We start from the raw sequence: 13,863 nt of genomic DNA on the forward strand, positions 1-13,863 counted from the left end.
AGTCGGGCTCAGGTGCCCGGCTGCGGTTCTGGCGTCGTGGTCACGCCGGTTGTCGGCACCGCACTTGAAGGGGCGGGTTTGGAGGGCGGATTGCCCTTGTCCTTGCCTTCGCCTTCGCGGATCTTCTCGCCGCGCAGAAGTGCCTTGATCTCGTCGCCCGAGAGGGTTTCGTATTCAAGGAGCGCACCGGCAAGCTTGTGAAGGTCGTCCAGATGGTCGGTCAGGATCTTTTTCGCGCGGTCGGTAGCGCCCACAACGAAAGCCTTGATTTCCTGATCGATCAGTTTCGAGGTTTCGTCCGACATATTCTGCTGGCGCGCGACCGAGTGGCCAAGGAACACTTCTTCCTCGTTAGCGCTATACATCAGCGGGCCAAGCTTGTCCGACATGCCCCATTTGGTGACCATCGCACGGGCGAGGTTGGTGGCATACTGGATGTCGCTCGATGCACCCGAGGTGACTTTGTCATAGCCGAAGATGATCTCTTCCGCCACGCGGCCGCCCATGGCGATTGCGAGGTTGTCGTGCATCTTCTCGCGGCTTTGGGAATACTGGTCGCGTTCCGGCAGGCGCATCACCATGCCCAGCGCACGGCCGCGCGGAATGATGGTGGCCTTGTGGATCGGGTCCGACGACGGGCAATGCAGCGTGACGAGCGCGTGGCCGCCTTCGTGATAGGCGGTCAGGCGCTTTTCGTCTTCCGTCATCACCATCGAGCGACGCTCGGCACCCATCATCACCTTGTCCTTGGCGGAATCGAAGTCCGCCATGGCGACAATCTTCTTGCCGCGACGGGCAGCCAGAAGGGCAGCCTCGTTCACAAGGTTCATCAGGTCAGCGCCCGAGAAACCGGGGGTGCCACGTGCGATCACATTCACGTCCACATCCGGTGCCAGCGGCACTTTCTTCATGTGAACGCCAAGGATCTTCTCGCGGCCCTGAATATCGGGGTTCGGCACCACGACCTGACGGTCGAAACGACCGGGGCGCAGAAGGGCGGGGTCAAGCACGTCGGGGCGGTTGGTGGCCGCCACGATGATGATGCCTTCGTTCGCTTCAAAGCCGTCCATCTCGACAAGCAGCTGGTTCAGGGTCTGCTCGCGTTCATCGTTACCGCCGCCGAGGCCGGCACCACGATGGCGGCCAACCGCGTCGATCTCATCGATGAAGATGATGCAGGGCGCGTTTTTCTTCGCCTGTTCGAACATGTCGCGCACACGGGATGCACCGACACCGACGAACATTTCCACGAAGTCAGAGCCCGAAATGGTGAAGAAGGGCACGTTCGCTTCACCTGCGATGGCACGGGCCAGAAGCGTTTTACCGGTACCCGGAGGACCAACGAGCAGTGCGCCCTTGGGGATTTTGCCACCAAGGCGCTGGAATTTCTGCGGGTCGCGCAGGAATTCGACGATTTCTTCGAGCTCTTCCTTGGCTTCCTCGATACCGGCCACGTCTTCGAAAGTTACACGGCCCTGCTTTTCCGTCAGCAGGCGCGCACGCGATTTACCGAAGCCCATGGCTCCGCCACCGCCGCCACGGCCCTGCATCTGGCGCATGAAGAAGATCCACACACCGATCAGCAGGATGAAAGGCAGCCACGAAAGCAGCATGCCGACAAGAATGCCCTGCTCTTCCTTGGTTTCCTTATGGACCACATTGTGCTCGCGCAGGATCGTGGTCAGGTCGCCGTCAAACAGCGGCACCGTGACGCGGAAGGTTTCCCCGCTCGTATAGGTGCCGGTGACATCCTGACCGGTGCGTTCCACACTCGCCACCCGGTTCTGCTCGACAGCCTCGATGAACTGGCTGTAGGCGACCTCGGGAGCCTGCTTGCTCGAGCCTTCAAACAGGTTGAAGAGCGCAAGGAGGAGGAGAATGATCAAGCCCCAGACGAGCGCGTTCCGCATGAAACTGTTCACTTATTCTTGCCTTTCCGTTCATGGCATGGGTCTGGTCGCCGTGCCCCGTCGGGGACCGTCCCTTCTGGGATTAGAGATAAGCCGATTGCCGGGCCGTGCAAGTGCTTTCGGTCGATTTCGCGTCACTTTTTCGCCAAGCCGAGCGATTGGAGCGACAGGCGGACACCGATGTCGGGGCGAAGCATGATGCCGACGGACGGGAGCGCGACCAGTTCTTCGCCTTTAAAAACAGCAGGCAACACAAGGCGCGCGGCGCGCGGCAGCATGCCTTCAAGCCGGTCACTGACCGAAAGCGCCTGCCCGCGCAGGCCCCGCCAGCCTTCGGGTCCAAGCGGGGCAATTTCAAGCCCTTCAGCCTCACCGTCCATCAGCCAGCGACCGTCATAGAGCCCGCCCGGCACCCATGGCGCACGCGGTGTCATGGCGGCTGCTTCACGCACACACAGCACCCGGCCGCGCCCTTCCGCCACAAACTGGCAACCGCCAAGCGTGGCACCGGCAAAGTCCGGCGATTTCAGGTCGGCATAAAGGCGGGATAGGCTGTCGAGTCGCGGCCCGAAATCCTGCCCGCCGAGCCAACGGATGAGATCGGCAAGTGCCCGAAGCTCGGTTTCTTCGGGCACACTGCCAAGCCGACTGGCCTTCAGGACCGCATGGCCCGCCGAATGCCGCTCGATGGCTTCGGCTTCCCACAGCGTCTGGTAATGATCGAGCGCCACCTGCGCCTGCCGCAAGCGTTCCGCCGTTGCCGCCAGCCGCTCGACCGTGAGACCTTCAAGCGGCGGATCGGCGATAAGACGGCGCACTTTCACCCGGTCGAACATCTCGCTTTCATTGCTCGGATCCTCGATCCAGTCCTGCCCCATTGCCGTCAGTGTCGCCACCAGCTGGGCCTTGGTCACACCGAGGAGCGGCCGGACAAGGGTCAGGCCCGGGGCCAGTTCACGCATCGGCGCGATCCCGCCAAGCCCCTTGAGCCCGCTGCCGCGCGCGAGGCGCAAGAGCAGCGTTTCGGCCTGATCGTCAGCATGATGTGCGGTCAGAAGAATGCTGATGCCCGCGTCCCGGCAAGCGGCAGCCATGAGGTCGTAGCGTGCCGCGCGGGCTGCGGCCTGAATGTTGGAAGCAGGCTTGCCCCCTTCCCAGCGCAGGGTGCGATGCGGAATGCCCCTTGCGGCCACCCACTGCGCCACCTGCGCCGCCTCGTCGGCGGATTCTGCGCGCAGGCCATGATCGACAGTAAGGGCGAGAACGGACCGGGTGGCAGCGGCGAGAAGCGTCAACGCCAGGCTATCCGCCCCGCCCGAAAGTGCGATGGCCACCGGCGCGCCCTCAGGCACGCCGTGACTGGCAAGCGTTTCGTCAAGCTCGCAGCTGGTGAAGGGCACCGGCGGATGCGGGGTGGCCCCGGTCACCGGCCGTCCCCTTTACGAGCACTTGGCCGCGGTCGATATGCGGGCGGCATCCTTCTTCAGCGACGCGGGCGCATCACCGGCAATCCGGTTGAATTCAGCAAGCGTGCTGCAGGCGTCAGCGTCTGCATCCATCCGGTGCAGGACATCAGCAAGCTCCACCAGACCGTCCGCAAGCTTCGGATGGCCGGGATGCTCTTCCACCAGCATCAGCAGGTTGCGGGCGGCCTGCGGAAGCTCGTTCTGACGCGCATATACCTTGCCAAGCCAGAATTTGGCATTACCGCCAAGCTCTTCCTTGCCATGCTGGCCAACGAACAGCTCAAGCGCCTTGGTGGCGCTGGCCAGATCGTTTTTGGCCACGAAGGAAAAGGCATATTTATACTGGGTATCAGCGTCGCCTTCCGGCAACTGCACATCAGCGGCCGGAGCTACCGGGGCGCTGGCGGTACCCGTATCCATGCCCATATCGGTCGCCGGCAGGGTGTCGTTGGCAGGGGCACCGGTCGCAGGAGCGACGGCTGAGCCCATCGCCTGGCTGCGCTGGATCAGTTCGATCGCCTCTTCCACCTGGCGCTGGCGGAATTCCATTTCTTCAAGCCGGCCTGTCAGGATGCTGAGCTGGCGTTCCATTTCACCGACGCGTACCACGAGATCGGGCAGCAGCTTCTGCTGTTCGCTGTCGCCCACCACATCGCTCGGCGCCTCGGCAGGTACGCCGCCCGCTCCGAAGACACGGCGCTGCACGGCGCGCAGTTCGCGTTCCATCTTGTCGATCTTCTTGGCCATTTCGGCCCGGTCCTGCGCCGCCGCACCCGCCACCGGCAGGGCGAAGGCAACCGATACCGCCAGAAGAATGCTCATCAGTCGCGAAGAAAGTGCCATTGATCTCTCATCCATTGCCGCACCCCTTGGGGCGCTATCCCGAAACTATGGGCGGCTCGCCTGCCCCCTGCCTTCTTTTGGCAGGTTGAAATGGCTTTTTCAATGACCGCACAAGGGATTTCATCCCCATCCGATCCCTTGCCGGAAAAAAACGGCGAAAAAAGGACGACCCCGCTTCCGCACAGGCGGAAACGGGGTCGCACTTTATCATCGCCTCGCCTGATCGATGGGATCAGGCTTGCCGTGTCGACTTAGTCGACGGCAAGCACACCGCGACGGTTCTGGCTCCAGGCGCTTTCGCCGTTGCCAACAACTGCCGGACGCTCTTTGCCGTAGCTGATCGACTTCAGGCGGTCAGCCGACACGCCCTGGGCTACGAGGTAGTTCACTACAGCCTGAGCGCGACGGTCGCCGAGCGCAAGGTTGTATTCACGAGTGCCGCGTTCGTCGCAGTGACCTTCGATGGTCACGGAGACCTGGCCATAGTGGCCGAGCCACTGAGCCTGCTTGTCGAGGGTCATGCGGGCTTCGCTCGACAGTTCCGAGCTGTCGTAAGCGAAGAACACGCGGTCGGCACCGGCATAGTAAGCCAGACCATCGGCGGTCGGATGGCCCCACTGCTCGATCTCGAGCTCGGCGGCGGACTTGACGCGCTCTTGCTGAACCGGCTGCTCTTCAACCTGAGCACCAACCTGTTCTTTTTTCGAGCAAGCGGCGAGCATAAGTGCGGTCGCCGAAACGAGAGCAATGGTTTTGCCCATGCGGATAACAGTCATGTGGATTCCTCCAATGTACAGGGCCTTTGCCCTGCTGACGTCTCTGTTGTTGGCCCAGCCCGGAAAGTTCCCGCATGACACTCGGGAAACCGTCCAGGCTTGTCGCGCTGCAATATAAAGATACTCCGCAACACAATCAAGCAGGACACGGGGAACAAGGCGTTGGCCTCGCGCGATTTTTTCTCACTCGAAGCGGAAAAACCGCCCCTCGTTAAGATTTCCTAACGCGATTAGAGCCCAAGTGAGATTCCGGATCAAGCCAAAAGGCTGAAAAAAGCAAAAAACGCAAAGCAGAGTATCAGAATGGCCGATCCCCGGTTGATCCATTCGAGGTGCCGGTCACTGATTCGCTCGCGCATCCTGTTTGCAAGTGACGCGAGTAACAACCACCATAGGGACGCCCCCAGAAAGACCCCCGCGGCCAGCGATAAGCCCTCCAAATGCGCCTTGCCGCCCCCGGCCCCGAGGTCGCCGATCCCGACCGCGCTATAAAGGCCGACAAGGCCAACAAAAATGCCGGGATTGCTGAGCGTGAGGGCGAGCGTCGCCACCATCGAGCGGATGGTGCCGTGCCTCGCGCTCAAGCCCTCCTCGGGTGTCATGTGCGGGTGGCTGCGCCAGATATGCAGGGCGAATCCCATCATGATAAGCCCTCCGGCAACGGCCAGAATCCGGTCGTGCGCGAGAAACAGGCCCCTCATCAGATCGACACTGAAAGCGGAAAGGGCGGCGAAGATCGCGTCACCCACCGCTGCCGCCACACCGATCAGGAAGGCATCAAGCGGATGGCCGCGCAAGCCGCGTTGCAGGCAGAGCATGTTCACGGGGCCAACCGGCACCGAAAGGATGAAGCCGAAAGCCATCCCCCAGAAGAGATATTCAACAGCCCCCATGGCCGGATGCGCGCCCGAACCCCTGCCGCGTCAGGCTTCCGGTCCGATGGTTTCCTGGAAACGCACGGGCTGGCCGTGGGCGGCGTTGGCGAGACTGCCTTCCCACATCACGCGCTTGCCGCGAATGATCGTCCCCATCGGCTTGCCGGTCGCCTTGTAGCCGTTGAAGGGCGTCCAGCCGCATTTGGAGGCAATCCAACTGTCGTCGATGGTCCATTCACCCTTGAGGTCAACAAGCGTAAAGTCGGCGTCGTAGCCGACTGCCAGCCGCCCCTTGTCGCGCAGATTGAAGATGCGGTTGGCGGCACCGCTTGTCAGGTCCACCAACCGCATCAGCGAAAGCTTGCCGGCCGCCACATGGCTCAGCATCACGGGCAGCAGCGTCTGCACGCCGGGCATGCCAGACGGGCTCGCCGGATAGGGCTTCGCTTTTTCCTCACGGGTGTGAGGGGCGTGATCGGAGCCGATCACATCCACCACGCCGTTCGCCACCGCCTCCCACAGGCCGGGCATGTGTCGACTGTCGCGGATCGGCGGGTTCATCTGGGCGAAGGTGCCAAGCCGGTCGTAGCAATCGGGCGCCGAAAGGGTCAGATGTTGCGGCGTTGTCTCGACCGAAGCGATATCCTTGTGGACGGCAAGGAAAGCCATTTCCTCCGCCGTTGTCACATGCAGCACGTGCACGCGGCGGCCGGCCTTGCGGGCAAGGCGGATGAGGCGGGTGGTAGCGCGCAGGGCCGTTTCCTCGTCCCGCCACACAGGGTGGCTATGCACCCCGCCGGTTTCGCGGATCGGCTGGCGTTCGTTCATGCGGGGCTCGTCCTCGCAGTGAACGGCCACACGGCGGCGGCCATGGCGCAGCACCTCGAAAATATTCTCGTCGTCCGGCACCAGCAGATTGCCGGTAGAAGCGCCCATGAAGATTTTCACGCCGCAGCAGCCGGGGGCGGTTTCAAGCTCGGCCATATCCTTCGCATTGTCGGGCGTCGCCCCCATGTAAAAAGCAAAATCGCACCACATGCGGTCGGTGCCGCGTGCCACCTTGTCGGCGATGGCATCGAAGGTGGTGGTCAGCGGACTGGTGTTCGGCATTTCAAAGACCGCCGTCACGCCGCCCAGCACAGCGGCACGGGAGCCGGATTCCAGATCTTCCTTGTGGGTATTGCCGGGCTCGCGGAAATGGACCTGTGTGTCGATCACGCCGGGCAGCAGATGCAGGCCCCGGGCGTCGATCACCTCGCCAGCGGCCGAAGCATCAATACTGCCGATGGCCACCGTCTTGCCGCCGCGCACGCCAACATCGGCTTCGAACACCCCTGCGTGGTTGGCAACGGTCGCCCCCTTGATGACAAGATCATACGTTTCGGTCATGGCTTATCTCCTTCAGGGGTGTTTCGCGCTCTTTTAGCTCTTTGGGGGCAAACGCACAATCACGCTCTATCGGGATCGTGATGCGGCCAATGCCTCCAACGGGCTTGATCGGCGCGGGCGAATGCGTATCTGATCGGCATGACAGTTTGATTGAAGGAAGCCCCATGAGCAATGCCCCCCGCGCCGACCGCGCAGTGAAACTCGAGAGCCGCGCCGTGATCCGATTGGGCGGCACGGAAGCCAAGGCATTCCTCAACGGGCTTGTCACCAGCGAGATCACCAAGGTGGCGCCGGGCAAAGCCGTCTATGCAGGGCTCCTGACCCCGCAGGGCAAATATCTTTTCGACCTGATCGTATTCGAAGACGCCGCCACCGGCGACCTTCTCCTTGATGTGGAAGCCAGCCGGGCGACGGACCTGACCCGCAAGCTGATGCTGTACCGGCTGCGCACACCGGTGGAAATCGAGGCAACCGAACGTTCGGTCTGGTCACTCATGGGCAATGTTTCAGCCGGCGATTCGGTCGCAAGCCCCGATCCGCGCCATCCTGATCTCGGCTGGCGTGCGGTACTCGACGCCGGTATCACACCCGATGCGGTACCCCTCGATCTTGCCACCTATGAACAGAACCGCCTGATGCTCGGCGTGCCTGATGGCAGCCGCGACATGGCGGTCGAGAAAGACTTCTGGCTGGAAACGGGCGCCGAACGGCTGAACGGCGTGGCGTTCGACAAGGGTTGTTATGTCGGCCAGGAACTCACTGCCCGTATGAAGCATCGCACGAGTGTGAAAAAGCTCCTTGTGCCTGTCGAGGTCGACGGCGGCGCCCCGGCACCGGGTACCGAGATCGTGAACGCAGACGGCAAGGCGGCCGGCGAAATCCGCTCCGGCCAGGGTAATCATGCGATTGCATGGCTCAGGCTTGAATATGAAAACGACACCCTGACAGCCGATGGCAAGCAGGTCACCCTGATCCGCTGATGCTTCCCCTTGCCCCTGCCCCCGTTTCACACTCTATTATATATCTCTATTATATATAGAGAGAGCGACGGGACGGCTGAGGGAGGGAGAGGCCATGTCACGCACCCACAAAAGCAGGCTGCAAAAGACGAGGGAAGCCGGCGAGAAACGCCAGCTCCTCATTCTTGGCATTTTGGTCGCGGTGATCCTGATCGCCGTCTTCGCGATGGCAGGTTAGCGCCACCTCAGCCCACAACCTCGACCTTGCGGAAGGTGACATCCACGACACCACCCGATTTCTTACGGCTGCAACGGTGGCAGGATGAAGCGGATTCCTCCCCTGGGTGCAGGGCGAAGTGACAACCCTTCTCCGTGCTGCCATCATCGAAATGCAGGGTCCAGCACAGATCAATCGTCCGGTTGGAGACATTGGCCTTCACGATATAGCCGCTGCCACCATTATTATAGTCGCAGGTATCGATCTCGACCACGCGATTGCCGGAGGGCCAGAAGGTGGAATAGCAGGTCGAAGCCTGCGCCGAGGCCCCGGCCACAGGAACCGCAACGCTGGCAGCAAGTGCCATGATGGCAGCAGTTGAAACGCCGGCGAGGGAAAAGCTGGAAAGCAGCGTGAATAAAGGGCGAAGGATCATGATTCTTCTCCTTGAACAAGAACAGGGCGCCCCAAACGGAACGCCCTGTTATCATTCGAAAAGCGAGGCCCTTCGCCTAGCTATGAAAATTCATAGGTCGGGGCTCAGCCCTTGAGCGCGGCCTGCGCAGCCGCCAGGCGGGCAATCGGCACGCGGAAGGGCGAGCAGGACACATAATCAAGTCCCACACGGTGGCAGAATTCGACCGAGGCCGGATCGCCGCCATGCTCGCCGCAAATGCCGAGCTTGAGGCCCGGCTTGGTGGCGCGGCCGCGTTCAGCGCCAAGCTTGACGAGATCGCCCACGCCGTCCTGATCGATCGAAACGAACGGATCGACCGCGAAGATATCGAGCTTCACATATTGGTCGAGGAAACGGCCGGCGTCATCGCGGCTGATGCCGATGGTCGTCTGTGTCAGGTCGTTGGTGCCGAACGAGAAGAAATCGGCCGAGCGAGCAATGTCACCGGCACGCAGCGCAGCGCGCGGCAGCTCGATCATGGTGCCGACCATATAATCGACCTTTTCGCCCTTCTCCGCGAAGACGGTTTCCGCCACCTTCTCGACCCGGGCACGCAGCATCGCCAGTTCCTTCTCGGTGGCGACAAGCGGGATCATGATTTCCGGCACCACGGTATCACCCGTCGACGAGACAACCTCGAGGGCTGCTTCGAAAATCGCGCGGGCCTGCATCTCGTAGATTTCAGGGTATGTGATGCCAAGGCGGCAGCCACGGTGGCCGAGCATGGGGTTGAACTCATGCAGGTCAGCAGCGTGACGCTTAAGCTTCTCCACCGGCACGCCCATGGCTTTCGCCACATCCTCGAACTCGTCTTCCTCGCGCGGCAGGAATTCATGGAGCGGCGGATCCAGCAGGCGAATGGTGACCGGCAGACCGCGCATGATCTTGAAGATTTCAACGAAATCGCCGCGCTGCATGGGCAGGAGCTTGGCCAGCGCCTTCTTCCGCTCGGTCACGTCTTCAGCGAGGATCATTTCGCGCACGGCAACGATCCGCTCGCCTTCGAAGAACATATGCTCGGTGCGGCAAAGGCCGATGCCTTCGGCGCCAAACTCGCGGGCGGTTGCCGTATCGTTCGGCGTGTCGGCATTGGTGCGTACACGGAGCTTGCGGTACTCGTCCGCCCACACCATCAGCTTGGCGAAATCGCCGTGCAGTTCGGGCTGCAGGGTCTTCACAGCCCCCACATAAACCTCGCCCGAGGCGCCATCGATGGTGATGAAATCGCCCTTTTTGATCTCGCGGCCAAGCGAAGTCATGACCCCTGCCTTGGTATCGATACGGAGCGTACCGGCACCCGAAACACAAGGCCGGCCCATACCGCGCGCCACCACGGCGGCGTGGCTGGTCATCCCGCCACGGGCGGTGAGGATGCCGCGCGCGGCGTGCATGCCGTGGATATCCTCGGGGCTCGTCTCCACGCGGCAAAGGATCACGTCCTTGCCATCCTTGGCGAGCGTTTCGGCTTCGTCAGCGTCGAACACCACAACACCGGCAGCGGCACCGGGGCTTGCCGGCAGGCCGCGGGTGAAATGATCGCGCGGGGCTGTCGGATCAAGCGTCGGATGCAGAAGCTGGTCAAGCGCTGCCGGATCCACCCGCAGCACGGCGGTTTTCTCGTCGATCAGGCCTTCTTCCACCAGATCCACCGCGATCTTCAGCGCGGCCTTGGCGGTGCGCTTGCCCGAACGGGTTTGCAGCATCCACAGTTTGCCATGCTGGACGGTAAACTCGATATCCTGCATGTCGCGGTAGTGCCGCTCCAGCTTGTCGAACACGTCGGCGAGCTGCTTGTAAACCTCAGGCATCGATTCTTCCATCGAGGGCGCCTTGGCACCGGCTTCCTCGCGGGCCGCCTTGGTCAGATACTGAGGTGTGCGGATGCCCGCCACCACGTCCTCGCCCTGGGCGTTGATCAGATATTCGCCGTAATATTCGCGCGTGCCATTGGAAGGGTTCCGCGTGAAGGCCACGCCGGTCGCCGACGTGTCGCCCATATTGCCGAACACCATGGCCTGCACGTTGACGGCCGTGCCCCAGCTTTCCGGGATATTATTGAGCCGGCGGTAAACCTTGGCGCGTTCGATCTGCCACGAGCCGAACACGGCGCCGATGGCACCCCAGAGCTGCTCTTTCACATCCTGCGGGAACGGGCGGCCAAGGACTTCCTCGGTCTTCGCCTTGAACTCGCCAGCGAGCTGCTTCCAGTCATCGGCTTCCAGCTCGGTATCAAGGTCGACGCCCTTGTCTTCCTTCAGCATCTCGATCAGTTCTTCGAAGTGATAGTGATCGACGCCGAGGACCACATCCGAATACATCTGGATGAAGCGGCGGTAGCTATCCCATGCGAAGCGCGGGTTATCGGAATTTTTGGCGAGCCCTTCGACCGTTTCGTCGTTGAGGCCAAGGTTCAGGACCGTATCCATCATCCCCGGCATCGAAACACGCGCGCCCGAGCGCACGGAAACAAGAAGCGGATTGGCCACATCGCCGAACTTGGCGCCCACAGACGCCTCGATCTGCGCCAGCGCCGCTTCCACCTGCGCCGTCAGTTCGGGCGGGTAGCTCTGGCCGTTATCGTAATAATAGGTGCAGACCTCGGTGGTAATCGTCAGCCCCGGCGGCACCGGCAGGCCGAGGGATGCCATTTCGGCAAGGTTCGCCCCCTTGCCCCCGAGCAAGTTCTTCATATCGGCGCGTCCTTCAGACACACCACCGCCAAAGCTGTAAACCCATTTGGTCATCGCGACAGTCCTTCTTCGCCAATCCCTTGTCCCGTGGATTGGTCTGATGGTCTTATGCAAATGGACCGCGGCGGTTCCGCTCTTCGGCCCGGATAAAGTCTAGCCTTCGATCAGGCTGAAATCAGCAACCCGGTCAACGGCATTCTTGAAGGAATGGAGCAAGGCGTAGCGATTGTCACGCACGGCCTCGTCATCCGCATTCACCAGCACCGCATCAAAGAAGGCATCGATGGGCTTGCGGAATCCGGCCAAAATCTTCATAGCCCCTTCGAAATCTTCCGTCTCGAGCGCGGCGTTCACCGCAGCACCTTCGTTGACGGCCTTGTCAAACAGCGCGCGTTCTTCATCCATCTGCAGGAGATCGGCGGTCGGCTCGGCGAACGCATCCTTGCCCGATTTCGCGATGATGTTGGCAGCACGCTTGTACCCGGCGAGCAGGTTGACACCGTCGTCAGTTGCGAGGAAATCGCGAAGCGCTTCGACGCGCTTCTTCAGGCGTGTCAGAATGCTATCGAATTCTGTCCCGAAGATCATGCTCGCACTGACGAGATCATGACGAATGCCTTCATCCTTGAACTGATGCGACAGTCTGTCTTGGAAGAAAGCGACCAACTGGGTACGAACACTGGACTTGAGATCAGAAATCTCACCGGATTTTGTCCAGCCATAAGCGTCAACTGCGGTCTCAATAATATTGCCGAGATGAATTTTGTGGTCATTTTCGGTGATCAGGCGAATGACCCCCAGCGCCGCACGGCGGAGTGCATAGGGATCTTTCGAGCCCGTGGGCTTTTCATCGATCAAGAAGAAACCGACAAGCGTGTCGAGCTTTTCGGCGAGTGCCACGGCGACTGAAACATCCTCGGTTGGGCAGGCGTCGTTCGGCCCAAGTGGGCTGTAGTGTTCCTTGATCGCGTCGGCGACAGCGGCACTTTCGCCCTGGCACAGCGCATAATAGCGGCCCATGGCGCCCTGCACTTCCGGGAATTCGCCAACCATGCCGGATACGAGATCAGCCTTGGCGAGGCGAGCGGCACGCTTTGCATCAACAATCAGCTTTTCACGTTCTGCATCCGGCAGTTTCTTATTGAAGCCGATAGTTTCCGCAAGCGAACCTGCGAGCTTCTCCATCCGCTCCACACGATCAGCGACAGTGCCAAGCTTGGCATGGAAGACGATTTCCTCAAGCTTCGGCAGGCGGCTTTCAAGGGTTACCTTCAGGTCGGTTTCCCAGAAGAATTTGGCGTCCGAAAGGCGGGCGGTCAGCACGCGTTCGTTGCCCGCGGCAACCATCTGGCCGCCATCGGACGGCACGATGTTGGCAACCGTGATGAACACAGGCGCAAGCTTGCCGGCCGCATCGCGCGCCACGAAATATTTCTGGTCCTTCCGCATGGTCTGGATCAGCACTTCTTCAGGCACGTCAAGGAAAGCGGGGTCGAACCCGCCCATCAGCGGCACGGGCCATTCCACAAGGCCGGCGACTTCGGCGAGAAGGCCTTTGTCTTCAACGAGCGTCAGCCCCTTGTCGGCGGCGAGCGACTTGGCCGCATCTTCGATAAGCGCCATGCGGTCAGCCGGGTCCAGCATCACCTTGTGGGCCAGAAGCTTGTCCTTATAGTCAGCGAAATCGGCAACGGCGAACATCTCCGGCGCCATGAAGCGGTGACCGCAGGTGGTGTTGCCAATCTCAAAAAAGAACTCGGGGTCATCCGCAGATCCCAGCCTGCCGCCGATTACTTTGCCATCAAAAATTGCCAATACCGAGCGAAGAGGACGAACCCAGCGAAATTTGCTGTTTCCCCATCGTTGAGATTTTGGCCAGGGAAATTCGTAAAGGACTCTCAGTAAAGCCATGAACACTACTTGCGCAGTCTTCTGGCCTTTTTTCTCGATCACCGCGTAAAGGAAGGTGCCTTTGGGGTCCTCGCGCTTTTCGCATTGTTCGAGCGTGACACCGGCGCCCTTGAGGAAGCCTTCGATGGCTTTTTCAGGCGCGTCAGCGCGGGGGCCACGGCGTTCTTCGCTCACGTCCGGCGTCACAGTCGGCAGGCCGGTGACGGTGAGGACCAGACGGCGCGGGGTGGCGTAGGCATCAGCCGCCTCGAACGTCAGGCCTGCAGCCTTCAGCGCATCGGTCATCAGCGATTTCAGGTCTTCCGCCGCTTTCGCCTGCATGCGGGCGGGGATTTCTTCCGAGAAGAGTTCAATCAGAAGCTCGGCCATG

Annotated in this window: 11 protein-coding genes; 2 read left to right on the forward strand and 9 right to left on the reverse strand. The window is 61.3% G+C overall.

Going from position 1 to position 13,863, the window contains the following annotated elements:
• Positions 1 to 8 precede the first annotated feature (8 nt).
• The 6 genes from ftsH to OU694_RS16160 form a co-directional block, all read right to left on the reverse strand.
• The gene (gene ftsH / locus OU694_RS16135) at positions 9 to 1,922 is read right to left on the reverse strand and encodes an ATP-dependent zinc metalloprotease FtsH (protein WP_308912047.1); all 1,914 of its coding nucleotides are present in this window, start codon (positions 1,920 to 1,922) and stop codon (positions 9 to 11) included.
• Between the two features lie 122 nt (positions 1,923 to 2,044).
• On the reverse strand, positions 2,045 to 3,337 hold the full coding sequence (tilS, locus tag OU694_RS16140; RefSeq protein ID WP_308912048.1) for a tRNA lysidine(34) synthetase TilS: 1,293 nt from the start codon (positions 3,335 to 3,337) through the stop codon (positions 2,045 to 2,047).
• A gap of 12 nt (positions 3,338 to 3,349) precedes the next feature.
• Positions 3,350 to 4,219 carry a tetratricopeptide repeat protein gene (locus OU694_RS16145; protein ID WP_308912049.1) on the reverse strand — a complete coding sequence of 290 codons (870 nt, stop codon included), beginning with the start codon at positions 4,217 to 4,219 and terminating at the stop codon, positions 3,350 to 3,352.
• A gap of 251 nt (positions 4,220 to 4,470) precedes the next feature.
• Positions 4,471 to 4,995 carry a peptidoglycan-associated lipoprotein Pal gene (gene pal / locus OU694_RS16150; protein WP_308912050.1) on the reverse strand — a complete coding sequence of 175 codons (525 nt, stop codon included), beginning with the start codon at positions 4,993 to 4,995 and terminating at the stop codon, positions 4,471 to 4,473.
• A gap of 254 nt (positions 4,996 to 5,249) precedes the next feature.
• A complete protein-coding gene (locus OU694_RS16155; RefSeq protein WP_308912051.1) occupies positions 5,250 to 5,888 on the reverse strand; it encodes a LysE family transporter in 639 nt (212 codons plus the stop codon).
• Between the two features lie 30 nt (positions 5,889 to 5,918).
• A complete protein-coding gene (locus OU694_RS16160) occupies positions 5,919 to 7,259 on the reverse strand; it encodes a dihydroorotase (RefSeq protein ID WP_308912052.1) in 1,341 nt (446 codons plus the stop codon).
• 164 nt (positions 7,260 to 7,423) lie between these two features.
• Here OU694_RS16160 and ygfZ point away from each other — a divergent pair, with 164 nt between their 5' ends.
• Both ygfZ and OU694_RS16170 read left to right on the forward strand, forming a co-directional pair.
• Positions 7,424 to 8,239 (forward strand): CAF17-like 4Fe-4S cluster assembly/insertion protein YgfZ, encoded by an 816-nt coding sequence (ygfZ, locus tag OU694_RS16165; protein WP_308912053.1) that lies wholly within the window; start codon positions 7,424 to 7,426, stop codon positions 8,237 to 8,239.
• Between the two features lie 94 nt (positions 8,240 to 8,333).
• On the forward strand, positions 8,334 to 8,456 hold the full coding sequence (locus OU694_RS16170; RefSeq protein WP_308912054.1) for a hypothetical protein: 123 nt from the start codon (positions 8,334 to 8,336) through the stop codon (positions 8,454 to 8,456).
• Between the two features lie 7 nt (positions 8,457 to 8,463).
• Here the strand turns inward: OU694_RS16170 and OU694_RS16175 are convergent, their stop codons facing one another.
• From OU694_RS16175 to glyS, 3 genes are all read right to left on the reverse strand, one after another.
• Positions 8,464 to 8,871 carry a hypothetical protein gene (locus tag OU694_RS16175; RefSeq protein ID WP_308912055.1) on the reverse strand — a complete coding sequence of 136 codons (408 nt, stop codon included), beginning with the start codon at positions 8,869 to 8,871 and terminating at the stop codon, positions 8,464 to 8,466.
• A gap of 104 nt (positions 8,872 to 8,975) precedes the next feature.
• On the reverse strand, positions 8,976 to 11,636 hold the full coding sequence (gene ppdK, locus OU694_RS16180; RefSeq protein ID WP_308912056.1) for a pyruvate, phosphate dikinase: 2,661 nt from the start codon (positions 11,634 to 11,636) through the stop codon (positions 8,976 to 8,978).
• Positions 11,637 to 11,735: 99 nt separating this feature from the next.
• Positions 11,736 to 13,862 carry a glycine--tRNA ligase subunit beta gene (gene glyS / locus OU694_RS16185; RefSeq protein WP_308912057.1) on the reverse strand — a complete coding sequence of 709 codons (2,127 nt, stop codon included), beginning with the start codon at positions 13,860 to 13,862 and terminating at the stop codon, positions 11,736 to 11,738.
• Position 13,863 lies beyond the last annotated feature (1 nt).

Source organism: Pseudokordiimonas caeni (genome assembly GCF_026719705.1).
GTDB classification, from domain to species: domain Bacteria; phylum Pseudomonadota; class Alphaproteobacteria; order Sphingomonadales; family Kordiimonadaceae; genus Gimibacter; species Gimibacter caeni.

What these genes read in the sequence shown, in the direction of transcription:
- pal (WP_308912050.1), bottom strand. Translation starts at nt 4,995, where the DNA reads ATGACTGTTATCCGCATGGGCAAAACCATTGCTCTCGTTTCGGCGACC.
- OU694_RS16145 (WP_308912049.1), bottom strand. Translation starts at nt 4,219, where the DNA reads ATGGCACTTTCTTCGCGACTGATGAGCATTCTTCTGGCGGTATCGGTT.
- ppdK (WP_308912056.1), bottom strand. Translation starts at nt 11,636, where the DNA reads ATGACCAAATGGGTTTACAGCTTTGGCGGTGGTGTGTCTGAAGGACGC.
- OU694_RS16170 (WP_308912054.1), top strand. Translation starts at nt 8,334, where the DNA reads ATGTCACGCACCCACAAAAGCAGGCTGCAAAAGACGAGGGAAGCCGGC.
- OU694_RS16155 (WP_308912051.1), bottom strand. Translation starts at nt 5,888, where the DNA reads ATGGGGGCTGTTGAATATCTCTTCTGGGGGATGGCTTTCGGCTTCATC.
- ygfZ (WP_308912053.1), top strand. Translation starts at nt 7,424, where the DNA reads ATGAGCAATGCCCCCCGCGCCGACCGCGCAGTGAAACTCGAGAGCCGC.
- OU694_RS16160 (WP_308912052.1), bottom strand. Translation starts at nt 7,259, where the DNA reads ATGACCGAAACGTATGATCTTGTCATCAAGGGGGCGACCGTTGCCAAC.
- glyS (WP_308912057.1), bottom strand. Translation starts at nt 13,862, where the DNA reads ATGGCCGAGCTTCTGATTGAACTCTTCTCGGAAGAAATCCCCGCCCGC.
- OU694_RS16175 (WP_308912055.1), bottom strand. Translation starts at nt 8,871, where the DNA reads ATGATCCTTCGCCCTTTATTCACGCTGCTTTCCAGCTTTTCCCTCGCC.